The organism is Novosphingobium sp. PhB57 (assembly GCF_004342985.1).
Taxonomy (GTDB): domain Bacteria; phylum Pseudomonadota; class Alphaproteobacteria; order Sphingomonadales; family Sphingomonadaceae; genus Novosphingobium.
Genome location: NZ_SMBO01000001.1, coordinates 711397 through 735030, shown reverse-complemented (window position 1 = coordinate 735030; position 23634 = coordinate 711397). Strand labels below are relative to the sequence as shown.

At 64.8% G+C, this 23634-nt stretch carries 23 protein-coding genes and 1 tRNA gene; 16 read left to right on the top strand and 8 right to left on the bottom strand.

Features of this window, described 5'->3' with window-relative positions; genetic code table 11:
- Nucleotides 1-109 precede the first annotated feature (109 nt).
- The 5 genes from EDF58_RS03300 to ribH all read left to right on the top strand — a co-directional run bounded on the left by EDF58_RS03300 (nt 110) and on the right by ribH (nt 4887).
- On the top strand, nt 110-1144 hold the full coding sequence (locus EDF58_RS03300; protein ID WP_132264081.1) for a YihY/virulence factor BrkB family protein: 1035 nt from the start codon (nt 110-112) through the stop codon (nt 1142-1144).
- Between the two features lie 199 nt (nt 1145-1343).
- Complete coding sequence (locus EDF58_RS03295) at nt 1344-2186, top strand: coniferyl-alcohol dehydrogenase (RefSeq protein WP_132262634.1); 843 nt, start codon at nt 1344-1346, stop codon at nt 2184-2186.
- Nucleotides 2187-2297: 111 nt separating this feature from the next.
- The gene (locus EDF58_RS03290) at nt 2298-3101 is read left to right on the top strand and encodes a crotonase/enoyl-CoA hydratase family protein (protein ID WP_132262632.1); all 804 of its coding nucleotides are present in this window, start codon (nt 2298-2300) and stop codon (nt 3099-3101) included.
- 57 nt (nt 3102-3158) lie between these two features.
- On the top strand, nt 3159-4466 hold the full coding sequence (gene ribB / locus EDF58_RS03285) for a 3,4-dihydroxy-2-butanone-4-phosphate synthase (protein WP_132262630.1): 1308 nt from the start codon (nt 3159-3161) through the stop codon (nt 4464-4466).
- Between the two features lies 1 nt (nt 4467).
- A complete protein-coding gene (gene ribH / locus EDF58_RS03280) occupies nt 4468-4887 on the top strand; it encodes a 6,7-dimethyl-8-ribityllumazine synthase (RefSeq protein ID WP_132262629.1) in 420 nt (139 codons plus the stop codon).
- Between the two features lie 67 nt (nt 4888-4954).
- Here ribH and EDF58_RS03275 read toward each other — a convergent pair.
- The 4 genes from EDF58_RS03275 to grxC form a co-directional block, all read right to left on the bottom strand.
- A tRNA-Arg gene (locus EDF58_RS03275) sits at nt 4955-5031 on the bottom strand.
- Between the two features lie 57 nt (nt 5032-5088).
- Entirely contained in the window at nt 5089-5598 is a 510-nt protein-coding gene (locus tag EDF58_RS03270; RefSeq protein WP_132262627.1) for a DUF1178 family protein, read from the bottom strand.
- A gap of 5 nt (nt 5599-5603) precedes the next feature.
- Complete coding sequence (locus EDF58_RS03265) at nt 5604-6431, bottom strand: carbon-nitrogen hydrolase family protein (RefSeq protein ID WP_132262625.1); 828 nt, start codon at nt 6429-6431, stop codon at nt 5604-5606.
- Nucleotides 6432-6436: 5 nt separating this feature from the next.
- Nucleotides 6437-6700 (bottom strand): glutaredoxin 3, encoded by a 264-nt coding sequence (gene grxC / locus EDF58_RS03260; RefSeq protein WP_132262623.1) that lies wholly within the window; start codon nt 6698-6700, stop codon nt 6437-6439.
- 210 nt (nt 6701-6910) lie between these two features.
- Between grxC and EDF58_RS03255 the strand changes: the two genes are divergently transcribed.
- Together EDF58_RS03255 and EDF58_RS03250 are read left to right on the top strand one after the other, a co-directional pair.
- On the top strand, nt 6911-7381 hold the full coding sequence (locus EDF58_RS03255; protein WP_132262622.1) for an Hsp20 family protein: 471 nt from the start codon (nt 6911-6913) through the stop codon (nt 7379-7381).
- Between the two features lie 162 nt (nt 7382-7543).
- A complete protein-coding gene (locus EDF58_RS03250; RefSeq protein WP_132262620.1) occupies nt 7544-8479 on the top strand; it encodes an AEC family transporter in 936 nt (311 codons plus the stop codon).
- Between the two features lie 135 nt (nt 8480-8614).
- On the opposite strand, the gene EDF58_RS03245 is transcribed toward EDF58_RS03250, so the two are convergent.
- The 3 genes from EDF58_RS03245 to tpiA all read right to left on the bottom strand — a co-directional run bounded on the left by EDF58_RS03245 (nt 8615) and on the right by tpiA (nt 11728).
- Nucleotides 8615-10243 (bottom strand): CTP synthase, encoded by a 1629-nt coding sequence (locus EDF58_RS03245; protein ID WP_132262618.1) that lies wholly within the window; start codon nt 10241-10243, stop codon nt 8615-8617.
- Between the two features lie 151 nt (nt 10244-10394).
- Nucleotides 10395-10817, bottom strand: coding sequence for a preprotein translocase subunit SecG (gene secG / locus EDF58_RS03240; RefSeq protein ID WP_132264079.1), 423 nt, complete (start codon nt 10815-10817; stop codon nt 10395-10397).
- Between the two features lie 152 nt (nt 10818-10969).
- Complete coding sequence (gene tpiA / locus EDF58_RS03235; RefSeq protein ID WP_132262616.1) at nt 10970-11728, bottom strand: triose-phosphate isomerase; 759 nt, start codon at nt 11726-11728, stop codon at nt 10970-10972.
- Between the two features lie 303 nt (nt 11729-12031).
- Here tpiA and EDF58_RS03230 point away from each other — a divergent pair, with 303 nt between their 5' ends.
- From EDF58_RS03230 to lexA, 9 genes are all read left to right on the top strand, one after another.
- Nucleotides 12032-13999, top strand: a complete 1968-nt coding sequence (locus EDF58_RS03230; RefSeq protein WP_132262615.1) for a peptidylprolyl isomerase — start codon at nt 12032-12034, stop codon at nt 13997-13999.
- Nucleotides 14000-14024: 25 nt separating this feature from the next.
- Entirely contained in the window at nt 14025-15536 is a 1512-nt protein-coding gene (locus tag EDF58_RS03225) for a chorismate-binding protein (RefSeq protein WP_132262613.1), read from the top strand.
- An 85-nt stretch (nt 15537-15621) separates the two neighbouring features.
- Nucleotides 15622-16410: a phosphodiester glycosidase family protein gene (locus tag EDF58_RS03220; RefSeq protein WP_132262612.1), complete on the top strand. Its 789-nt coding sequence runs from the start codon at nt 15622-15624 to the stop codon at nt 16408-16410.
- A complete protein-coding gene (locus tag EDF58_RS03215) occupies nt 16407-17003 on the top strand; it encodes an aminodeoxychorismate/anthranilate synthase component II (protein ID WP_132262610.1) in 597 nt (198 codons plus the stop codon). The genes EDF58_RS03220 and EDF58_RS03215 overlap by 4 nt, the downstream gene beginning before the upstream one ends.
- Before the next feature lie 8 nt (nt 17004-17011).
- Nucleotides 17012-18004 (top strand): anthranilate phosphoribosyltransferase, encoded by a 993-nt coding sequence (trpD, locus tag EDF58_RS03210; protein WP_132264077.1) that lies wholly within the window; start codon nt 17012-17014, stop codon nt 18002-18004.
- A gap of 26 nt (nt 18005-18030) precedes the next feature.
- The gene (trpC, locus tag EDF58_RS03205; protein ID WP_132264075.1) at nt 18031-18822 is read left to right on the top strand and encodes an indole-3-glycerol phosphate synthase TrpC; all 792 of its coding nucleotides are present in this window, start codon (nt 18031-18033) and stop codon (nt 18820-18822) included.
- Nucleotides 18823-18835: 13 nt separating this feature from the next.
- Nucleotides 18836-19321, top strand: a complete 486-nt coding sequence (gene moaC / locus EDF58_RS03200; RefSeq protein WP_132262609.1) for a cyclic pyranopterin monophosphate synthase MoaC — start codon at nt 18836-18838, stop codon at nt 19319-19321.
- On the top strand, nt 19318-20532 hold the full coding sequence (locus EDF58_RS03195) for a molybdopterin molybdotransferase MoeA (RefSeq protein WP_132262607.1): 1215 nt from the start codon (nt 19318-19320) through the stop codon (nt 20530-20532). Before moaC ends, EDF58_RS03195 begins: the two co-directional genes overlap by 4 nt.
- Nucleotides 20533-20663: 131 nt before the next feature.
- Nucleotides 20664-21362: a transcriptional repressor LexA gene (gene lexA, locus EDF58_RS03190; protein ID WP_132262606.1), complete on the top strand. Its 699-nt coding sequence runs from the start codon at nt 20664-20666 to the stop codon at nt 21360-21362.
- Between the two features lie 47 nt (nt 21363-21409).
- On the opposite strand, the gene EDF58_RS03185 is transcribed toward lexA, so the two are convergent.
- Nucleotides 21410-23632, bottom strand: a complete 2223-nt coding sequence (locus EDF58_RS03185) for a ComEC/Rec2 family competence protein (RefSeq protein ID WP_243654056.1) — start codon at nt 23630-23632, stop codon at nt 21410-21412.
- Nucleotides 23633-23634: the final 2 nt, after the last annotated feature.

Genomic DNA, 23634 nt, shown 5'->3' with positions numbered 1-23634 from the left:
CCCCCTCGTGGAATACCCTATCGCATTGCAACAGCGAAAGTTCCCTGCCGCAAGTGGGTAAGCAATGAAATCTGACGAAGGAACATCGACGTCAACCGTCAAGGACGAGATGTCGACACAGTCCGCGCCGAAACCGCTCGGAACCGACGCAAACGCCCCCTGGCAGATTCCGGGCAGGGCCTGGTGGAAGATCCTCAAGCGCGTCTACGTGATGAGCGGCTTCCATGAGCTTGGCCTGCTTTCCGCCGGGCTGGCATTCTACTGCTTCCTGGCACTGACGCCGCTGATCGGTGCGACGGTGATGATCTACGGCCTGTTCGGCAACGTGGAGACGGTGCATGCCCAGATGCAGAGCATCGTTGAGGTGGTCCCGCCGGAAGTGGCGCGCATGCTGGAGCAGCAGCTCGTGCAGATCGTCACCACCAGTCGCGGGGTGACCGGGTTTGCCTTGCTGATCGCGCTCTTCTTCGCGATATTCGGCGGCATGCGTGCGGCCAACGGGATGATCAGCGCGCTCAACATCATCAATGAGGAGCGCGAGACCCGTGGCACCGTCTCGCTGACGCTGCGGGCCGTGGGCCTCACGGTTTCCGCCGTGCTCATCGCCTTGACCGGCGTGCTGTCGGGCGGTGTGTTTGCCTGGTTGCAGACCCAGACCAGCGTTTTCCTGGGCGACGCCACGGCCATCCTGTTCAAGTGGCTGACGTGGATCGCTGCCGTGGCGCTGGGCAGCGGCGGCTTTGCGCTGATCATGCGCTACGGTCCGGATCGCAGCCCGGCGAAGTGGCGCTGGCTGGCGCCCGGCTCGCTGCTGGCAACTCTGCTATGGATCGCCGTCTCGTTCGGGTTCTCGCTCTATGTGGCTTATATCAGCGATTACAACGCGACGTACGGTTCGCTGTCGGCCATCGTCGTCTTCCTCATGTGGCTCTATCTGTCCGCTTACGGCGTCTTGCTTGGCGCACTCGTGAATGCCGAGATCGAGCGGCAGACCTACTGCGATACCACCACCGGCCCCTCCCTGCCCGCCGGCGAGCGCGGGGCTGTTCTGGCAGACGTAATCGACAACCGCGTCCCTTCTGCCTCCGAACTCGATCGTCACAAGCGCCGCAAGGCCGAGCAGGTTCGCGGCCAGGTCGACTAGTCGAGGCACCTTCCCTTCCGGCCGCCCGTCATGCCCCATCGCCGGTGCGTCATCGTGCCGGCGATCAGCCCTTCAGGCAGTTGATGACGGCACCTTTCTCGGACTAGCTACAGCCCGATATCGCGCGGCAAGAAGCGCAAGGCTTCGTCACCCGGACTCCGTCCGCAGCAGTGGCCCGCAGGAGAGGAAGGACAGCGAGATGACCAAGGTTCAAGGGCAAGACGTTCTCGGATACCAGGGCAAGCGCGTGATCGTCAGCGGCTGCTTCTCGGGCATGGGCGAAGCGACGGCACGGATGCTGGTGGATCTCGGCGCCGAAGTGCACGGGTTCGACTTCAAGGAAAGCGCCGTTCCCATGGCCTCGTTCACGCAGATCGACTTACGCGATCCCGCGACGATCGAAGCGGCGGTGAATGGCGTAGGCGGCAAAGTCGACGCCTTGTTCAACTGCGCGGGCCTTCCGGGCGGCGGCGGTTTTCCCGCGCTCGACGTGATGAAGGTCAATTTCCTCGGCACCCGCCATCTTACCGATAAAGTCGTGCCGCTGATGGGCGAAGGCGGGGCCATCGTCTCCATCGCGTCGACCGGCGGCCTCGGCTGGAGCCGCCGTATCCCGGTGCATATGCAGCTTCTGGCAACACAGGGCTTCGATGCGGGTCTCGCCTGGTGCGACGCCAATCTCGACCAGGTGGCCGAAGGTTACGCCTTCTCGAAGGAAGCGGTGATCGTCTGGACCCAGTTCATGGGCGCCCAACTCATCAAGAAGGGCATCCGCATCAACTGCTCGCTTCCCTCGCCCACGCAGACGCCGATGATGGCGACCTTCCATGCCACCTCGGGCAAGGATGTGGTGGACGCGGCCGCAGAGCCGCTGGGCCGCTACACCACGCCCGAAGAACAGGCCGGTCCCCTCGTGCTGGTCAATTCGAAGCTTGCGGGAGTCGTCAACGGCATCGTCATGCCCGTGGACGGCGGGTTCATGGGCGGCCTGGTCACCGGTCAGGTGGACATCTCCAGGATGATGAGCAAGCAGCCCGCCTGACGCGGATCTGTTTGGGCATTACCGAAAAAGGGCGGGACGTCGCGGCGTCCGGCCCCTTTTCCCTATGCGTCAACCTGCTAAGGCATGCGCAGACGGAGAAGGATAGAGCGCATGGAAGAAGCGGTACTGTACGACATCGACGGCGAAGGCATCGTCACGCTCACGCTGAACCGGCCGGACATGCGCAATCCCATTTCCGATCCCGAAGTGATCGAAGGTCTGCTCGCGGCGCTCGAAAGGCTGGACAGCGATCCGGCCGCCCGGGTGGCGATCCTGACCGGCGCCGGGAAGGGCTTTTCCTCAGGCGGCAACATCAATGAGATGAAGCCGGGCGGCAACGTCAACGGCGGCATGCCGATCCGCACCCGCCTCAACTACAAGCGCGGAATTCAGCGCCTGCCCCTCGCCTTTTCCAAGCTGGAAGTGCCGGTGATCGCTGCCGTCAACGGCGCAGCGGCCGGCGCGGGCTGCGATCTTACCTGTATGTGCGACCTTCGCATCGCCGGGGAGAGCGCGCGCTTTGCCGAAAGTTTCGTGAAAATCGGCCTGATCGCAGGGGATGGTGGTTCCTGGCTGCTTCCCCGCGTGGTCGGATGGTCGAAGGCCGCGGAAATGGCGCTCACTGGCGACATGATCGACGCTGCCGAGGCCCTCGCCTGCGGGCTGGTCTCCAAAGTGGTGCCCGACCATCTCCTCATGGACGAAGCGCGCGCCCTCGCCCGGCGTATCGCCGCCAATCCGCCTCACGCGGTGCGCATGACCAAGCGCCTGCTGTGGGAAGGCCGTCGCAGCGATCTGGCGACACTGCTGGAAATGGCCGCCGCCATGCAGTCCGCTGCCCACGCGACGGACGATCACATCGAAGCGGTCGAAGCGTTCCTGGAAAAGCGCAAGCCGGTGTTCAAAGGGTCTTGAATTTCGATGTGATCGGTTCATATGGAAATCACATTGAAATGTGAGAATGGATTTCCAATGGCTGGTAATGTGATCGAACAGGTCCGCAGGCTCGTGAACGAGGGCGGCATGAGCAGGGCCGGCCTCGCCCGCGCCGCCGGGCTTCACGCCAATACCCTGCGTGATTGCACCGAGCCTGACTGGAATCCCACCGCCGACACTCTGACGAAGCTCGAACGCTTCCTCCTTTCCAACGACGACCGTCCGGTCCTCGTGCCGATCGAGGAAATCATCGACGAAGCGCGCAATGGCCGCATGTTCATCCTGGTCGACGACGAGGACCGCGAAAACGAGGGTGACCTCGTGATCCCGGCGCAGATGGCAACACCGCAGGCGATCAACTTCATGGCGACCCACGGCCGCGGATTGATCTGCCTGACGCTCACCAGCCAGCGCGTCGAGGAACTCGGCCTAGACCTGATGAGCCAGCACAACGGCACGCGTCACGAGACGGCATTCACGATCTCCATCGAAGCGCGCGAAGGCGTGACCACGGGCATTTCGGCAGGCGACCGCGCGCGAACCATTTCAGTCGCGATCGACGGCACCAAGACCAAGGCCGATATCGTCACCCCCGGCCACGTCTTCCCGCTGCGTGCCCGCGACGGCGGCGTGCTCGTCCGCACCGGCCACACCGAGGCCGCAGTCGACATCTCCCGCCTTGCCGGCCTCAATCCTTCGGGCGTGATCTGCGAGATCATGAAGGATGACGGCACCATGGCGCGCATGGACGATCTCATCGGTTTCGCGCGCATTCATGACCTGAAGATCGGCACGATCCGCGATCTCATCGCCTATCGTCGCAAGCACGACCGCATGGTCGAGAAGAAGAACGAGATCACCTTCCAAAGCCGCTACGGCGGCCAGTGGCTGGCTCGCAGCTACTTCAACAAGGCCACCGGCGAAGAGACCATGGCGCTGATCAAGGGGCGTATCGACCCCGCCAAGCCTACGCTCGTGCGGATGCACACGCTGTCGATGTTCGTGGACGTGCTGGGCGAGGATTCCAGCGATCGCGGCGCCCTGCTGCACCGCTCGATGGAAATGATCGCCGAAGAAGGCTCCGGGGTGATCGTCGTCATCAATCGCCAGATGACCGGGGCGATCTCGCGCGTCATGGATATCAAGCATCAGTTCCGCGCCGGCGAAAACCCGGACCTTGAGGAACTGCGCGATTATGGAGTAGGCGCCCAGATCCTGGCCGAACTCGGCATCCACGACATGATCCTGCTGACCAATACCCATCACTCGCTCGTCGCATTGGAAGGCTACGGCCTGAACATCGCCGGCGAACGCCCCATCCCCGCCTCCGAAGGAGCGAACTGACATGGCCCGCTTTCTCATCGTCGAAGCCCGCTTCTACGACCACCTGAACGACAAGCTGATCGCCGGCGCCAAGGCCGCCCTGAAGGCCGCCGGCCACCAGGCCGAAGTCATCACCGTGCCCGGTGCGCTGGAAATCCCGGCCGCCATCTCACTGGCAGATGCCACCGGCGACTATGACGGCTATGTCGCGATCGGCGTCGTCATTCGCGGCGAGACGTATCACTTCGAAATCGTCGCCGGCGAATCCGCACGCGGGATCATGGCGCTGACGATGGACGGCATTCCGATCGGCAACGGCATCCTGACCGTCGAGAACGAGGAACAGGCACTCGTCCGCGCCGAACCGGGCCAGAAGGACAAGGGCGGCGAAGCGGCCAAGGCCGCCGTGGCGCTCTACGACCTCAAGGAAAAGTTCGCCTGATCTTTCGGATGTGAAATTCCGTCAGCCGAAAATAAAAATGCCCGCGATAAACGCGGGCATTTTTTGTTGGTGCGCCCGACGGGATTCGAACCCATGGCCCCCAGATTAGGAATCTGGTGCTCTATCCGGCTGAGCTACGGGCGCACTCGAGCGCGTCCTAGCTTGCAGTGCCGAACTTGGCAATCTGTTGAATGGGGCGATTCAATTGGCCTGTTCGGGCGGCAGCACCGGGAACGGCAGGGCCGCAACGGCGATGCCTTCCTCCATGAGTTCCTTGGCCTGCTCCACGCTCGCACGGCCATGGATCGATTCGCTGTCGCGCTCGCCGTAATGCATGGCGCGGGCGTCCTCGACGAAGCTGTCACCGACGAAACGGCTCGATTTCAAGGCCTCGGCCTGCATGATCGCCAGCTTGTGCAGGGCCTCGACCGCCTGAGGCGGCAATTCCAGCGCCTGAGGCACCGGGGCTCCGCCCGCAGGTGGCGCCGGCACGGCCGCGGTCGAAGCAGGCGCCCGCGCCGGCTCGGCCCGCTGATTGCCCTTCCGGCCAAGGTGCGGCGCCTGGACGGCCTTGCCCACTTCGGCCGAGCCGCAATGAGGACAGGCGACCAGCCCATGCTCCTGCTGGCGCGCAAAATCTTCCGAGGATTTGAACCAGCCCTCGAAACGGTGGTGCGCGGAACGGCATTCGAGATCAAAGACGATGGGCATGCGGCCTATTTGGCGATCTCGCGGCGGTTGGCAAGGCTCGGCAGCTGTCCGCGGACTTCCGCGATCCGCGCGGGATCGATATCGACGAAACCCAGGCCGGCCACGTCACCGCCAAGGTCCAGCAGAACGTCTCCCCAGGGATCGATCGCCAGCGAATGGCCATAAGTCTCGCGGCCGTCCTCATGATGGCCGACTTGCGCGGCGCTCAGCACGAAAGCGCTGGCTTCCACGGCGCGGGCGCGCTGCATGAGATGCCAGTGGGCGCGGCCCGTCGGCACCGTGAAAGCCGCAGGAATCGCCACGAGGTCGCAGCGTTCGCGGCCAAGCGCTTCGAACAATGCGGGGAAACGCACATCGTAGCAGATCGCCAGACCAAGCCGGCCAAGCGGCGTTGCCACCGTCACTACCCGCTCACCGGGCGCATAGGCGTTCGATTCGCGCCAGGATTCGCCGGTCGCAAGATCCACGTCGAACATGTGGATCTTGTCGTACCGCGCGCGGACTTCGCCGCTGTCGTCGATCACGAAAGCGCGATTGGCATACCGCCGTTCCGGCGCATCACGGTCAGGACGAACGGCCAGGGAGCCGAGATGAACCCAGATCCCTTCGCGCGCAGCCGCCTCCCGCGCCGCGGCCAGAACGAGATCATCGGCCTCGCCGACGATGTTCGCCGCCGCCCTCTCCCGCTTGCGATCGAGCAGGCCGGACATCTCGGGCGTGAACAGCATCGCCGCACCCCCCGCCTTCGCCTCGCGAATGGCGGAAACGATGGCGGCGGCGTTGGCCTCGGGATCGATGCCCGAAGTCATCTGGAACAGCGCAGCGCGGCCCATGGCGGTCAGAGACCGAGGACGGGGTCGAGCTTGCCCGCCCGGTTTAAGGCGTCGATATCGTCGAACCCGCCATAGGGCTTGCCGTCCACCAGCACTTGCGGAACGGTTCGGGCACCCGGCACGCGTTCGAGCATTTCGTCGCGCTTGGGCCCGCCCATCGTAATATCGTATTCCTCATAGGGAACGCCCTTATCGTCCAGCAGCGACTTCGCCATGACGCAGTAGGGGCAGCCCCACTTGGTATAGATTTCCACCTTCGGCTGGCTCATCGAATTCTTCCTTTTCGTCTCTTGGCGACCGGGCCGCTGCACCTGGGCAAGCCCACGTTCCGAAGGCCGCCGGACGGGGCCTTGAAACAGGGGGCGGCTACCATATCTAGGAATTCAAGTCATGGCCCGCCAAGGGCATGGCTTGAAAACGGGGCGCCGGAAGGTCCGGGCCCCGACGAAACGAAGATTGCTCATTGGAGGATTTTTGTCATGAACCGTATCGATTTCTCGCCCTATCGCCGTACCATGGTCGGCTTCGACCGCCTGTTCGACATGATCGAAAACCAGGGCCGCGCGAACCCGGGCGACAAGTACCCCCCCTTCAACATCGAACGCCGCGGCCCGGATGCCTATCGCATCACCCTGGCCGTCGCGGGTTTCAAGCCGGCGGACATCGATATCACCGCACAGGCCAATCTGCTGGTCGTCAAGGGCCACAAGCCCGATGAGGCGGCGGACAGCGAAATGCTGCATGTCGGCATCGCCCAGCGCGGTTTCGAGCGACGGTTCGAGCTGGCCGACTACGTTCGCGTCGACGGCGCGGACCTTGCCGACGGTCTGTTGGTCATCGACCTCCTGCGCGAAGTGCCGGAAGCGATGAAGCCCAAGAAGATCGCCATCGGCGGCCATACGCTGACCGTGGTGGACGGCAGTGCGGGCGACGATTCCGCCGCCGCCTGAACAGTTCGATAATTCGCAGATGGGGGCGGCTTGGGATATCCGGGCCGCCCTTTTTGATGGCCGATTGCAACCCTCGCATCGCTCCTGGGAAAAAGAGCGATGGACAGCACCGACCCAGCACTTAAGCCGCAGACTTTGCTGGGTTGAAGGCTGCCGCGCTCCATGATCTCTATCCTGTTGATCGTCCTGCCGATCTTTGCGCTGACTTTCGTGGGCTGGCTGGCGCGGCGGGTGGGCATCTTCAGCCCCCAGTCGACGACCGAACTGAACCGTTTCGTCGTCTATCTCGCGCTCCCGGCGCTCCTGTTCGACATTGTCGCCAAGGCGCAAGTGGCGGACATCTGGCAGCCGGGCTTCCTTGCCGTTTTCGGGCTGAGCACGTTTTTCTTCTTCGCCGCGACGGTGGCCGTCAGCCGGCTGACCGGAGCGCCGATCGGCAACGCCGCGATCCACGGCCTGAATGGCTCCTACTCGAACACGGCCTTCCTCGGCTTCCCCCTTCTGTTGGCGACCCTTGGCCCCGGATCGCAGGCGCTGACCCTGATCGCCACGATCAACACCGTCTGCGTGCTGTTCGCCGTCGCCATCGTGCTGATCGAGTTCGGCAACCAGTCGGGCGGCCGCCCTCTGACGATCCTCCTGCGCGTCCTCCAGGCCCTGTTTCGCAATCCCCTGGTCCTGGCCCCGCTGCTGGGCGCGGCGGTGATGGCCAGCGGCATCGGCGTCGCAGCGCCCCTCGACGCCTTTCTCAAACTGCTGGGATCGGCCGCCAGCCCCTGCGCGCTCGTGTGCCTCGGCATGTTCCTGGCGGAACCGCGCGAAACGGAAGCCGGGGGAACCGGAAAGACCGCCCTGCTCGTGGCGCTCAAGCTGTTCTTCTATCCGGCCCTTACGCTGGTTCTGGCTCTCTGGGTGTTCCCGCTCACCAAGCCGCTTCGCGACGCCGCCGTGCTCCTGGCGGCTCTGCCGACCGGCACGGGGCCGTTCATGCTCGCGGAGTTCCATCGCCGCGAAGGCGCGCTGACGGCCAAGGTCATTCTCGTTTCCACCGTGCTGTCGGTCGGCACGATCACCGTACTGCTCTCGGTGCTCGCCTGACGCAGGAGGCAGGAGGCAGGAGGCAGGAGGCAGGAGGCAGGAGCGGCCCACCGCCGTTCCGCGCGAGAACCCGCGCAAACGAAAAGAGGCGGTCTCCTGCGAGACCGCCTCTTTAATTTCAACCCTGTCCGAAGATCAGACCAGTCGCGCCTGGCGCAAGGCCGCGGCGATGAAGCCTGCGAACAGCGGATGCGGCTCGAACGGCCGGGACTTGTATTCCGGATGGAACTGCACGCCCACGAAGAACGGGTGGTCCGGCCGCTCGACGATCTCGGGCAGCAGGCCGTCGGGCGACATGCCGGAGAAGATCAGGCCATCGCCTTCCAGCGTCTCGCGATACTGGGCATTGACCTCGTAACGGTGACGATGGCGCTCCGAAATCTCGGTGGCGTTGTAGATCGAGGCAACGTGGCTGTTGGGCGAAAGCTCGGCCTTGTAGGCGCCAAGGCGCATCGTGCCGCCAAGGTCGCCGCCTTCTGCGCGCTTTTCCAGGCCGTCTTTGCCCATCCACTCAGTGATGATGCCGACGACGGGATCTTCGGTCGGTCCGAACTCGGTCGAGTTGGCCTTCTCGACACCCGCGGAACGGGCGCCTTCGATGCAGGCCATCTGCATGCCGAGGCAGATGCCGAAGAAAGGAACTTCGCGCTCGCGGGCGAAGCGCACCGATGCGATCTTGCCCTCGGTGCCGCGCTCGCCGAAGCCGCCCGGTACCAGGATGCCGTGCATCGGTTCGAGCGCCGCGGCGATCTCCGAATCTTCCTTCTCGAAGATTTCCGCATCGATCCAGTTGACGTTGACCTTCACGCGGTTGGCCATGCCGCCGTGAACGAGCGCTTCGTTCAGCGACTTGTAGGCGTCCTGCAGACCGACGTACTTGCCGACGACGCCGATGGTCACTTCACCCTCGGGGTGCTCGAAGCGGTCAGTGATGTCGTTCCAGCGCGACAGATCCGGCGCTTCCGACGCCATGCCGAAGTGATGGAGCACTTCGGCGTCGAGACCCTCGTGGTGGTACTGGAGCGGTACCGCGTAGATGTTCGGCGCGTCGAGCGCGGGGATCACCGCCTGCGGACGGACGTTGCAGAACAGCGCGATCTTGCGGCGCTCGCTCTCGGGCAGTTCGCGGTCGCAGCGGCACAGCAGGATGTCGGGCTGGATGCCGAGGCCGGTCAGTTCGCGCACGGAGTGCTGCGTCGGCTTGGTCTTCAGCTCACCGGCCGCCGCGATATAGGGCACCAGCGTGACGTGGACGAAGCAGGTCTGCTCGCGGCCCAGTTCGTTGCGCAGCTGGCGCAGCGCCTCGACGAAGGGCAGGCCCTCGATATCGCCGACGGTGCCGCCGATCTCGCAGAGAACGAAGTCGAGATCCTCGGTCTCCGTCATCGCGAAGTCCTTGATCGCGTCGGTGACGTGCGGGATCACCTGGACGGTGGCGCCGAGATAGTCGCCGCGGCGCTCCTTGGCGATGATGTCCTGGTAGATACGGCCCGAGGTGATGTTGTCGGCCTGGCGCGCCGAAACGCCGGTGTAGCGTTCGTAGTGGCCCAGATCGAGGTCCGTCTCCGCGCCATCGTCGGTGACGTAGACTTCGCCGTGCTGATACGGGCTCATCGTGCCCGGATCGACGTTCAGATAGGGATCGAACTTGCGGATGCGGACGCGATAACCGCGTGCCTGCAAGAGAGCCGCGAGGCTCGCCGCCATGAGACCTTTGCCGAGCGAGGAGACCACGCCGCCGGTGATAAAAATATGCCGCGCCATGGGAGTCGGCCCTTAAATTGCATGGGGGCACGAGCGCAAGAGCGCTGTGCCTGAATCCACAGTTCAAAACGAATGAAATGCCGCCTGCCAGAGCCAGACGGCATTCCTGTTACGATGATGCGCCGGGGTGAACCCTGCTGATCGGACCGTTTTACTGGCCGGCAGCACCCGAAAGCGGATCATTGGCCGGTGCGGTTCCAGCAGGCGCAGTCCCGGCAGGAGCAGGGCTGGCGCCGTTTGCCGGAGCGGCAGCCGGGGCAGCTGCGCCGGCGAGCGGATCGGCCGGCTGCGCGGGCGCGGCCGGAGCCGTCTCGCGCTGAAGCGAAGTATCGATGTCGCGGCCAGTGGTCTCGTTGACCGCCAGTGCCGCCAGCACGATCGAAAGGATCACGAAGATCGCCGCAAGAATGCCGGTTGCACGGGTCATGAAGTTGGCCGCACCGCGCGCCGACATGATGCCCGAAGGGCTACCGCCGCCGACACCGAGACCGCCGCCTTCCGACTTCTGCATCAGGATGATCCCGACGAGCAGGAGCGCGACAATCGCCTGGACAACGGTCAGGAAGGTGAACAGCATCTTGCGTTTTTCTCAGTCTTCTGTGGGGACGCTTCCAGCGGAAGCCGTGCCCTCGTCTCAAGCCGCGCAGATAGGCGCTCGCGGCCTTCTGTGCAAGTCATCAGCCGAACCGTCGCCACAAAGCGCGCGATCCGGCCGAAATCGGAAAGTCAGTCGTTGCCCAGCGAGGCTGCGGCACCGACGATCGCCAGGAAGCTCTCGGCGCTCAGGCTGGCACCGCCGACCAGCGCTCCGCCCACGTCGGGCACGGAGAGCAGTTCGCCGGCGTTCTCCGCCTTTACCGAGCCGCCGTAGAGAATGCGCACGTCCGCCCCGCCCTCACCGTAGATGGCAACGAGCTTGGCGCGGATTGCCGCGTGCATGGCGGCCACGTCCTCGATCGAGGGCACACGTCCGGTGCCGATCGCCCAGACCGGCTCGTAGGCCAGCGAGAGCTTCTCGGGCAGGCCGTCAATGGCCGGAGCCGAGCCCTCGATCTGCGCGGCGACCACGGATTCGGCATCGCCTGCATCGCGCTGGGCTTCGGTTTCGCCCACGCAGAGAATCACCGCGAGGCCCGCGGCGAGCGCCGCCTCGGCCTTGGCCTTCACGTCACCATCGCGCTCACCGTGAAGCGTGCGGCGCTCCGAGTGGCCGACGATCGTGAAGTCCGCGCCTGCATCCTTGAGCATGGGGGCAGAGATATCGCCGGTGAAGGCACCGCTGTCTTCCGCGCGGCAATCCTGCCCGCCGACACCGATCAGTTCGACGGCATCGCGGACGCGGTAGAGCAACGTCGCCGGCGGCGCGACCGCCACCTGCACCTTCGGAAAGCGTGCGGCAGCCCGGTCGATCGCGCGCGCCTCATTGAGCATCGCACGCGTGCCGTTCATTTTCCAGTTACCGACGATGTAAGGCAGACCAGCCATGTTATTGGGAAACCTTGATTTCAGAGCGCGCAGAGTGCCCGGAAGGCCCGCTGGGAGCGGGAATCACAAGCCGCGCTTTCGGGGCGCTGCTAGTGCACGGAGGGCTCACTTGTCAAAATCCGTGCATTCCCGGTTCAGTCGCAACCGCGGATGGAAGCCACGATTTCCCGAGTCGCGAGCGCCTTATCGAACGTCGCCATTGCAGGATGACACAAGCCACCCTAAAGCCTGCCCCGTTTCGCGCGGTGGCAAGGCCATCGCGCTCCGATTGAACCCAAATTTACACGCTGATCGGCACGGTACATGCTCTCACTCTTCCGAAACCTCCTGAAGTCCAAGATCGGTGCCGGCATTGCCCTGGCGGTGCTGGTGCTCATCACGCTGGCCTTCGTCGGCGGCGACCTGACCGGCCTGGGCGATTCCACCGGGATCACCGCGGGCAAGTCCGTCGCCACTGTCGGCAAGGACGAGGTCGAGGAGAACGAACTGGGCCTTGCCGCCAAGTCCGCGCTTTCGCGGGTGCAGGCCCAGGATCCGACGATGACCATGAAGGTCCTCATCGCCCAGGGCGGCCTGGAGCAGGTTCTCGACGAACTGATCGATCGCACCGCGACCGCGTTCTTCGGCAAGAAGATCGGCGTCGTCGCCGGTGACCGCCTGATCGACAGCGAGATCGCCCGCATTCCCGCCTTCCAGGGCGTGGACGGCAAGTTCGACCAGGCAACCTTCCGCCAGCTTCTCGGCCAGCAGGGTCTTTCGGAAAAGTCGCTTCGCGAAGACATCGCGCAGGGCCTGATCGCGCAGCAGCTCATGCTGCCCGCCCAGTTCGGCACCTCGATGTCGACGTTCGCGGCCAAGCGCTATGCGGCCCTGCTCGACGAGAACCGCGCCGGTTCGGTCGTCGCCCTTCCCTCGCAGCTGTTCTTCCCTGCGAAAGAGCCGAACGACGCCGATCTCCAGGCCTTCTACAAGAGCCACACCAACGCCTTCATCCGTCCCGAGCGCCGCGTGATCCGCTATGCCACCTTCGGCGAGGACGCGGTCAAGGCGATCCCCGCTCCCACGGACGCGGATATCGCCAAGCGCTACCAGGCGGACAAGTCGATCTACGCCGCGCAGGACAATCGCAAGATCACCCAGCTGATCGTTCCGACCGAAGCCGCGGCCAAGGCCGTCGCCGCCGAAGTCGCGGGCGGCAAGACGCTCGAAGCCGCTGCCCAGGAAAAGAGCCTTTCCGCCGCCAAGCTCGAATTCTTCAGCAAGGACCAGCTCTCCAGCCAGTTCTCGCCGGCCGTTGCCGACGCCGTGTTTGCAGCCCCTGTCGGCAAGCTCACGGCGCCGCAGAAGAGCGCTCTCGGCTGGCACCTGATCCGCGTCGAGGACGAACAGAAGAAGCCTGAGCGCCCCCTCGCCGCCGTCAAGGACGAGATCGCCGCCAAGCTGAGCGCCGAAAAGAAGCAGGCCGCTTTCACCGACCTGCTCGCCAAGATCGAGGACGAATTCGCCAATGGCGCCAGCCTCGTCGAAGTCGCCAAGTCGCTTGGCGCCACTGTCGAGACGACGGCACCGGTCACCGCAAACGGCCAGATCTACGGCAAGCCCGGTGAGACCGCGCCTGCCCTGCTGCAGCCGGTGCTGAAGACCGCCTTCGGCATGGACCAGGAAAAGCCGCAGACCGCGCAAGTTGGCAAGGACGGCAACCAGGTCGCGGCCGAGCGCAACTTCATCGTCTACGACGTCACCGACATCACGCCTTCCGCGCCGGCTCCCTACAAGGAGATCGTCGGCGACGTGAAGGCCGCCTGGGCGCTCGACAAGGGCGGGGCTGCTGCCAAGGCCGCCGCGCTCCAGATCCAGACGCAGATCCGCCAGGGCAAGACCGTCGAACAGGCCGTTGCCGCTGCAGGCAAGCAGTTGCCCGTCGAGCAGGTCTCGATGTCGCGCGCCACGTTGACTGCAGCGCTGCGTTCAGGCCGCCAGGTGCCTCCGCCGGTCTCGCTGATGTTCCACATGGCCAAGGGCACCGTGAAGGTGCAGTCGGCCGGACAGGATCGCGGCTGGTTCGTCGTCGTCCTCAAGGACGTCGTGCCCGGCAAGGTCGAATCGCCCCAGCTCGTCGAAGGCACCCAGCGCGAGCTGGGCGGCCAGATGGGCCAGGCCTATACCGACGCGCTCGGCAAGGCGATCCGCAAGGAAGTGGGCGTGACCAAGCACGACAAGGCCATCAAGGCCGTGCGCGACCAGCTCGCCGGCACCGCCAGCGCCGAATAAGGCCAATCAGATGAAGACCGGGGTCATGGAACGCGAATCGGATCGCCTTGCGGCATTGGCGCAGCTCTCCAAGGGCAAGCCGGCACTGCTCTGGCGCAAGCTCGTGGCCGATACCGAAACCCCGGTCGCCGTCGCGCTCAAGCTCTTCGAGGAAGGCCGCGGCGACTTTCTGCTCGAATCGGTCGAAGGCGGCGAGACGCGCGGGCGCTACAGCCTGATCGGCCTCGATCCCGATCTGGTGTTCCGCGCCGAAGGCCAGGGCTGCGAGATCAACCGCGACTGGCAGAACGACCGCGAGGCTTTCGCGCCGCTGGCCGGCGAGACGCTGGTGGAACTGCGTGCGCTGGTCGAAAGCTGCCGCTTCGACGTTCCTGCCGCGCTTCCGCCCGCCCTCGCCTGCCTTGTCGGCTATTTCGGCTACGAGACCATCGGCCTTGTCGAAAAGCTGCCGCGCGCGCCGCAAAGCGCGCTCGCCTTGCCCGACATGCTGTTCGTGCGCCCTTCGCTGATACTGGTGTTCGACCGCCTGAGCGACGAACTCTTCTGCGTCGCCCCGCTCTGGCCGGAAGCCGGCACGCCGGAGCGCCTGGTCGAACTGGCCGCCGAGCGCATCGACGAAGCCTTGCGCAAACTGGCCGCGCCCGCCCCGGTCCTGCCCAGCGCGAGCGATCTTCCCGAGCCCGTCCAGACCCCGGTCATGTCCGCGTCCGACTACGAAGCCATGGTTCTCAAGGCCAAGGACTACATCGAGGCGGGCGACATCTTCCAGGTAGTGCTGGCGCAGCGTTTCACCTGCGAATTCACCCTGCCTCCGCTGGCGCTCTACCGCTCGCTGCGCCGCGTGAACCCGTCGCCCTTCCTCTATTTCCTCGACATGCCCGGCTTCGCGCTGATTGGCTCGAGCCCGGAAATCCTCGTCCGCGTCCGCGAGGGCGAAGTGACGATCCGTCCCATCGCCGGCACCCGTCCGCGCGGCAAGACGGCCTCGGAAGACAAGGCCAACGAAATCAGCCTGCTGGCCGATCCCAAGGAGCGGGCCGAGCACCTCATGCTGCTCGACCTCGGCCGCAACGACGTCGGCCGCGTGGCGGCTGCCGGCACCGTCGAAGTGACCGACAGCTACACGATCGAACGCTACAGCCACGTCATGCACATCGTCTCGAACGTGGTGGGCAAGCTCGACACGGCCAGGCACGATGCCATCGACGCCGTCTTCGCAGGCTTTCCGGCAGGCACCGTTTCCGGGGCGCCCAAGGTTCGCGCCTGCGAGGTCATCGCCGAGCTGGAGCCGGAAACGCGCGGCGCCTATGCCGGCGGCGTCGGCTATTTCGCCCCGGACGGTTCGGTCGATTCCTGCATCGTGCTGCGCACCGGCGTGCTGAAGGACGGCATCCTTCACGTTCAGGCCGGCGCCGGCATCGTTGCCGACAGCGTCCCCGCCTACGAGCAGCGCGAGTGCGAGGCCAAGTCCGGCGCGCTCTTTGCCGCGGCCCGCGAAGCGGTTCGCGTCGCCGGTGAACCGGGTTTCGGGCAGTGACCGGCATAGAGGCCTTCCCGATCCCGGGGCTTCGGAACCTGCGTCTCCGGAACTTCGGCCTCAAGTCCGGGGCAGCAGCCTGCCGATGGTGACGCGCGCCGGCAGCATTGCCGCCTTCGCGCTCCTCGTCGCCGCCTGCTCATCCGACGCCGCCCCCGAGCGCAAGGTTTCCCCACCGCCTCCGTCCTGTGAAGGCGCGACGTTCGAAGGCGCAAGCTTCACGCATTGCCTGGCCGATCCTGCGCGCCATTCGATCCACATGGTGCTCGGCCCCAAGGGCGCTGCGCCCTATCGCAGCCTGTCGGAACTGGCGGCTAGCCGTCCCTCCGGCCGGCATGCGGTGGCCTTCGCGATGAACGGCGGCATGTTCGACGACAAGGGACAGCCCATCGGTTATTACGTCGAAGAGGGCGAGCGGGGCCACAAGCTCAACACCAACGCGGGCTGGGGCAATTTCCACCTCCAGCCCAACGGCGTGTTTTATGGCGACGCGAAAGGACAATGGGCGATCCGGGCCACGGACGATTTCGCCAGGAGCGTCTCCAACCGGCCCGACTTCGGCACGCAGTCGGGACCGATGCTGGTGATCGGCGGCAAGCTTCACCCTAAGATCGACGCGGACGGCGAATCGAGGAAGCTGCGCAATGCCGTAGGCGTCGACCGTAAAGGCCGCGCGCATTTCGTGATTTCGGACGAGCCGGTGTCCTTCGGCAAGCTTGCCCGGCTGTTCCGCGACAAACTCGATTGCCCCAATGCGCTGTTTCTCGACGGCAGCGTATCCTCGCTCTGGGACCCGGAGCACGGGCGCGTGGACGGCGGACCTCCGCTCGGCCCCTTGATCGTCGTCGAGAAAGCGACGAAAGGCGTTAAATGATCCTCGTCATCGACAACTACGACAGCTTCACCTGGAACCTCGTCCATTACGTGATGGAACTTGGCGCCGAAGTCGAAGTCGTCCGTAACGACGCACTCTCCGCCGCGCAGGCCATCGACAGCGGCGCTCAGGGTTTCCTGCTGTCGCCTGGCCCCTGCACGCCCAACGAGGCAGGCATCAGCCTCGACCTCGTCGGTGCCGCCGCCGATGCCGGAAAGCCCCTGCTCGGCGTCTGCCTGGGCCACCAGTCAATCGGCCAGTACTTCGGCGGCAAAGTGGTTCGCGGCGGGCTGATGCACGGCAAGACCTCGCCGGTGAATCATGACGATACCGGCGTTTTCGCAGGCATCCCCTCACCTTTCACGGCGACCCGCTATCACTCGCTGATCGTCGAGGGAATTCCCGAGGCGCTCAAGGTCAACGCCCGCTCGGACGATGGCCATGTCATGGGCTTCCGCCATGCCGATCTGCCCATCCATGGCGTGCAGTTCCATCCGGAAAGCATCGCCACCGAGCATGGCCATGCGATGCTGGCCAATTACCTGAGGCTCTGCGGCATCGACGCCCGGCTGCCCGCACGGATCGCGGCGTGACCTTGCAGATGACGTTGCCCGACCCGCTCCATCCCATCGAGGAAGCCGAAGCCGAGCACGCTTTCGGGCTGATCCTCGACGGTAAGGTCGATGACGATTCGATCGTCCGCTTCCTCATCGCCCTCACCGAACGGGGCGAGACTTCGGGCGAAATCGCCGGTGCTGCCCGGGCGATGCGCGCGCGCATGATCCCGATCTCGGCGCCCGCCAACGCCATCGACGTCTGCGGCACGGGCGGTGACGGCCATCACACGCTCAATGTCTCGACCGCGGTATCGCTGGTGGTCGCCGCCTGCGGCGTGCCTGTCGCCAAGCACGGCAACCGCGCCGCCAGTTCCAAGGCCGGTGCCGCCGATACGCTCGAAGCGCTGGGGCTCAACCTCGATCGCGCCGCGGAAACGGCTGAGGAAACGCTCGGCGACCTCGGCATCTGCTTCCTCTTCGCTGCCCGGCATCACCCCGCGATGGGGCGGATCATGCCGATCCGCAAAGCCATCGGCCGCCGAACGATCTTCAACCTGATGGGGCCGCTGGCAAACCCTGCAAACGTCACGCGCCAGCTCGTCGGCATTGCGCGCCCAGCCTATGTGCCGATCTATGCCGAGGCATTGATGCACCTGGGCAGCACGCATTCTTTCGTCATTTCCGGCGACGAGGGGCTGGACGAACTCAGCCTCGCCGGCGGCAACGAAGTCGCCGAGATCAAGGACGGCGAGCTTTCGATGCGCCGCGTCTCCCCTGAGGATGTAGGGCTGCCCATCTCTCCTGTCGGGGCGATACGCGGCGGCGATGCGGCCCATAATGCCGATGCCCTGCGGCGACTGCTGCTGGGCGAGCATGGCGCCTATCGCGATGCCGTCCTGCTCAATGCCGCGGGCGCCCTCATCGTTGCCGGTGAGGTCGAAACCTGGCGGGAAGGCGTGGAAGAGGCTGCCGAGGCTATCGACAAGGGCTTGGCCAATGCTCTGCTCAATTGCTGGATTTCCGCGCTTCGGGCTTGAGGCGCTGCGTGTTTTCGAGGGTACCGATGTCCGATAAGCTTACCGAGATCTGCGACACCAAGCGCATCGAAGTGCAAACGCGCAAGGGTTTCGCGACGCTGGATGACCTGGACGCCCGGTCCCGCGAACAGAGCGCACCTCGCGGCTTCGAGGCGGCCCTGCGCCGGAAGGCGGAGACCGAATTCGCATTGATCGCGGAGATCAAGAAAGCTTCGCCTTCCAAGGGTTTGATCCGGCCTGATTTTCGCCCCACCGAACATGCCATCGCTTATGAGCGCGGCGGTGCGGCCTGCCTCTCGGTGCTGACCGACGCGCCCTACTTCCAGGGCCATGAAGATTTCCTCGTTGAGGCCCGGGCCGCCTGCTCGCTTCCGGTGATCCGCAAGGATTTCATGATCGATCCCTGGCAGGTCGCCGAGGCGCGCTCGATCGGCGCCGACGCGATCCTGATCATCATCGCCGCGCTGGACGACGTGCTTATGGCTGAAATCGAGGCTGCGGCGCGTGAGCGCGGGATGGACTGCCTGGTCGAAGTCCACAACGAAGACGAGATGGAGCGGGCGAGCCGCCTCAAGTCGCGTCTCATTGGCGTGAACAACCGTGATCTCAAGCGGTTCGCGACCGATATTTCGACTACAGAACGCCTCGCCCCGCTGGCACCCGCCGGCACCCTGCTCGTGAGCGAAAGCGGCATCAACACTCACGCCGATCTGCAACGGCTGTCGGCTTGCGGCGCCCGTACTTTCCTCGTTGGCGAGAGCCTGATGCGTCAGGCCGATGTCCAAGCGGCAACCCGCCAGCTCCTCTTCGCAGATTGAGGATAGCCCGCACTTGAGCAAGTCCCTTACTCACATCGATGCGGAAGGCTCGGCCCGCATGGTCGACGTTGGTGCCAAGGCCGCGACCCGCAGGGTCGCCGTGGCGTCCGGGCGGATCACGATGAGCGCCTCGGCCTTGGAAGCGATCCGCGCCGGCAATGCACCGAAAGGCGACGTGCTGGGAACGGCACGCATCGCGGGGATCATGGCCGCCAAGAAGACGGCGGACCTCATCCCGATGTGCCACCCGCTGACGCTGGACGCCGTGAACCTGGATTTCACGTTCGAGGACAGCGCCGTTCTGGCAATGGGCACTGCATCGCTGAGCGGCAAGACCGGGGTGGAAATGGAAGCCATTACAGCGGTTTCCGTGGCTCTGCTGACAATTTACGACATGGCCAAGGCGCTCGACAAGGGCATGGTCATCGGTGACATTCGCCTGATCGAAAAGCGTGGCGGCAAATCGGGCGACTGGAAGATCGAGACATCGCCGCGATGATCCCGCCGATCGCTCTGGAAGAGGCACAGGCCCGACTGCTTGCGCTGGTCGAGCCGCGGCCCGTCGAGCACGTCGACATCGACGGTGCGCTGGGTCGCTATCTCGCGGCTCCGTTGCTGGCACGCCGGGTCCAGCCTGCCGCCGATATCTCCGCCATGGACGGTTATGCCGTCAGCGAAGGGGGCTTGTCCGGACCCTGGCAGGTGATCGGTGAAAGCGCGGCAGGGCGGCCTTTCGGTGCAGCCGTCGATCCGGGTCAAGCCGTGCGGATCTCCACCGGCGCCCTGTTGCCCGAAAATGCGCGGGCCGTGATCCTGCAGGAGGATGTCGACCGTGAGGGCGATCACCTCGCCCTCACGGGAGAGGCGCCCTCACCAGGCCACAAGCACGTCCGCTTCCGCGGCATGGATTTCGCCGATGGAGCGCCGCTGCTGGCCGCCGGGGCACTGATCGGACCGGCACAGGCCGGTCTTGCCATTTCGGCGGGCCACCGGCATCTCGCCGTCCGCCGCCGCCCCCGGCTCACCGTGATCGATAGCGGCGATGAATTGTCCGGCGATCCCGAATGCTGCGCAGCCCATCAGATACCCGCCAGCAACGGCGCCATGCTGACCGCTCTTGCGCGTAGCGTCCCCGTCGATGCAAATCGAAATGGACCAATCCCCGACGATCTGGACGCTCTGGTCGCCGCCTTCGACGCGGCCGCCGATGCCGACGTGATCGTGACGAGCGGGGGAGCGTCAGTGGGCGATCACGACCTTCTCCGGCCGGCACTGGAAAAATGGGGCGCGGAAATCGACTTCTGGCGCGTCGCGATCAAACCGGGCAAACCGCTCATGGTGGCGACACGGCAAACGGCAGGGCGTCGTCAACTGGTGATCGGGCTTCCCGGCAATCCCGTGTCCAGCCTGGTAACCGCATATTTCTTCGTTCTTCCCGTACTGCGCGCATTTCTGGGCGCCGCGCAGCCCTTGCCCCGCGCGATTGCCACCCGGCTTTCGGCACCTTTGAGGACGGGGGGTGCGCGCCGCGAATTCCTGCGGGGATCCTGGGATGGTGAGGCGGTCTATGCCCTCTCGCTACAGGATAGCGGCGCCTTGTCCTCGCTTGCCGCCAGCAATGTCCTGATCGACCGGTCGGCGCATGCCCTCGCCGCTGACCGCGGTGATCCCGTTCAGGTATTCTTGCTCCAAAATGGCGGTATTGCTTGACGATACCCTATTCGTTGCATAATTGTTCCCTCATTGTTCGCAGACAAGTTCCCTGAACGACATCAAGTCGGCCGGGGCCGGTTCGTCGGGCGATTCAGGCCAAGTGCCACAGAACACATGAGGCTAAGCAGATGTTGACGCGCAAGCAGCACGAATTGCTCCGGTTCATCCAGGTCCGGCTTGAAGAAAGCGGCATTTCCCCCAGCTTCGAGGAAATGAAGGAAGCGCTCGATCTCAAGTCGAAGTCGGGCGTCCATCGGTTGATTTCCGCGCTGGAGGAACGTGGCTTCATCCGCCGTCTTCCCAACCGTGCCCGCGCTCTCGAAGTGCTCCGCCAGCCCGAAGACGCCACAAGCAAGCCGGCCAAGGCCGCGGCTGCGGTATCGGCGGCGCGTGGCGGTAACGCCGCACCGTCCCGTCCGGCGGCGGTTGCCAGGCCAGCCAACGATGTGATCGAAATCCCCCTTCATGGTCGTATCGCCGCGGGCGTGCCGATCGAGGCCCTGGAAGGCCAGTCCTCGCTGCCGGTGCCTGCGGCCCTGCTCGGTGCAGGCGATCATTATGCGCTGGAAGTCTCAGGCGACTCGATGGTCGATGCCGGCATTCTCGACGGAGATTTCGCACTCGTAAAGCGGACCACCACGGCCAGGGATGGCGAGATCGTCGTCGCCCTTGTGCGGGGTGAGGAAGCAACGCTCAAGTATCTGCGCCGGGAAGATGGCATGGTGCGCCTCGATCCCGCGAACGCCGCTTACGAACCGCAGATCTACGGGCCTGACGAAGTAGAAGTCCAGGGCAAGCTGGCAGGCCTGCTGCGCCGCTATCATTGATCCGTCTCAGGAGAGCGCCCTGTTCGCCCTCCTCAGGCCAGCGGTCGCTAATACCATCCCTTGCGTTCGATCATGGTCGGCGCAGCGGGTTTCCACCAGCCATGGTTTCCTTGCCCCTCGGCCACGGTCCTCACACTGCGGCTTGCAAGATCGATAGTCAGCCCGCCCGTTCGATCCAGCATCTGGCGATCAACTTTGAGCCACTTCGGTCGGCAGGTCCTCGGCAAGCGGCGCTCGGCAATCACCACGTCGGCCCACCTGCACGCCTCGGCCAGTTGCATCTCGGGGACGATGGCCCTCCCCCGCGCGATCAACACATGCCGAGCCTCCTCGCCGTAACGTAGCTCGACGGCGCAGAAGTCCGCGTTGCATCGCGTTCCGGGCGCCGTCTGCGCATTGATCGGGACCTCTCGCGTCCCGGCAACTTCCATGAGGTTGTCCAGGGCGTAATCGCCGGAACCGGCGCGGAGCATCACGAGCCGATGGCTCTCGGGATCGATCCAGCCCACATGGCGGCCATCGCCCGAAACCATGATGTCCGGAACCGGAATGAGCATCAAGCCGAAGAAACCGGCAGCTATAGGCATAATCCCCCATAGCCGGATGCGACTGTCCCAAAGGCCCAGCCAGAGCCCTCCAGCAACAAACAACGCAAAATGCCACCCACTCATCGTGGGCATCACCCGAACGGCTCCCGGTTCCGCGGCAATGAAGCGCGCTATGGCCAGCAGGGCGTCGATAGCGTGGTTCGCCAGCCACCACACCGGACCTCCAAGCCCAACCACATCGAGCAGCAGCGCCAGGGCGACGAAAGGCATGATGACCAGCGTCGTCAAAGGGATCGCGATCACATTGGCGACAGAACCGTAGAGGCCGGCACGATGGAAATGGAACAGGGCGATGGGCATCAACGCCAATTCGATCGCAATGCCGGTGATCAGGATCATCGTGAGGTGGCGCATGGCCTTGAACGGCCAGGCCTCTTCCCGGGGTGCCAACCAGCGCTTCAGCGGCTCTGCATTGCCGAGTGCCACCAAAACCATCACCGCCGCGAAGCTCATCTGGAAGCTGGGACCGACGACCGACTCGGGCCAGATGACCAGCACGATGACAGCCGCCACCGCCAGCAAGCGCATGGACAGCGCTTCACGGCCCCATGCCATGGCAGCGAGAACGAGCAGAGCGCCCAGGAAAGCCCGCATGGTAGGAACCTGCGAGCCGCTCAACAGCGTGTAGCCCAGCCCCGCGGCCGCTCCGCATGTTGCGGCCAGTATCGGCAGGCGGACCCTCAGGGCCAGTGCCGGGAAAAGGGCCAGAAGGCGCAGTACGACGAAATAGACGCAGCCGATCACCGCACTCACGTGAAGTCCGCTGATCGACAGAAGGTGAGCCAGGCCCGCATCGCGCATGGCCTGGGCATCACCCTGGCCGATCGCGCCCATGTCTCCGGTCGTCAGCGCTGCCGCGATACCGCCCGGCGACCCCGCGAGATGCGTCGTTATATGACGGGACAACGCGGCACGCTGGTCGGCGAGCCAATCGCCTCCACGCCCGAGCGATATCACTTCGACCGGCGATGTAATCGAGCCCGTGGCCGACAGGCCCGAAAACCAGGCCGCGCGCGCAAAATCGTATCCACCAGGGAACATGGGTGATGCCGGAGGGGTAAGCCGGCCCCGGAACCGAATGACCGCACCGGTGCTCAGCGGCTGTTCCCGCAGCGCGGTCGGCAGATTGACCCTGACCTTGATGGACCGCCCGCTTCGTGGCTCTCGCAACGCCAGTGTCAGCCGATCCCGCTGCAGCGCCGGCTGCTCTTCGAGCGACAGGACCCGGGCCGTGAAGATGCCCGACATGGTCCGCTCTATGGCCGGTTGCCCGACGATTTCCGACCGGGTCCAGATCGACAGGCACCCTGCCAGGACGACCAGCGATAGCGAAAGGATCGCCTGTCTGATATAAGGAAACCGAGCCGATCCCACGTGCCAGTTCAATGCGAATAATGCAATCGCGACGCATACTACGCAAAGGGCTGCCCATGTCGCTGCAGACGACAGGAAAAACCAAGCAATTGCGCCAGTTCCAAAGGCCACGGCCAGCCACGGCGCTCTGGTGAAACTGCAGTTCGAAAGAAAACACTCGACACCCGCCAAACCGCTCGACAAGTGGCTCTTGCTGATCCATGGGCGATGCTGCAATGCAGCGCCTCCGGCTAAAACCGGACGCTCGAAATCAACTGTCGTGGCGGCGTGGCTGGCCATGGCGAGCATAG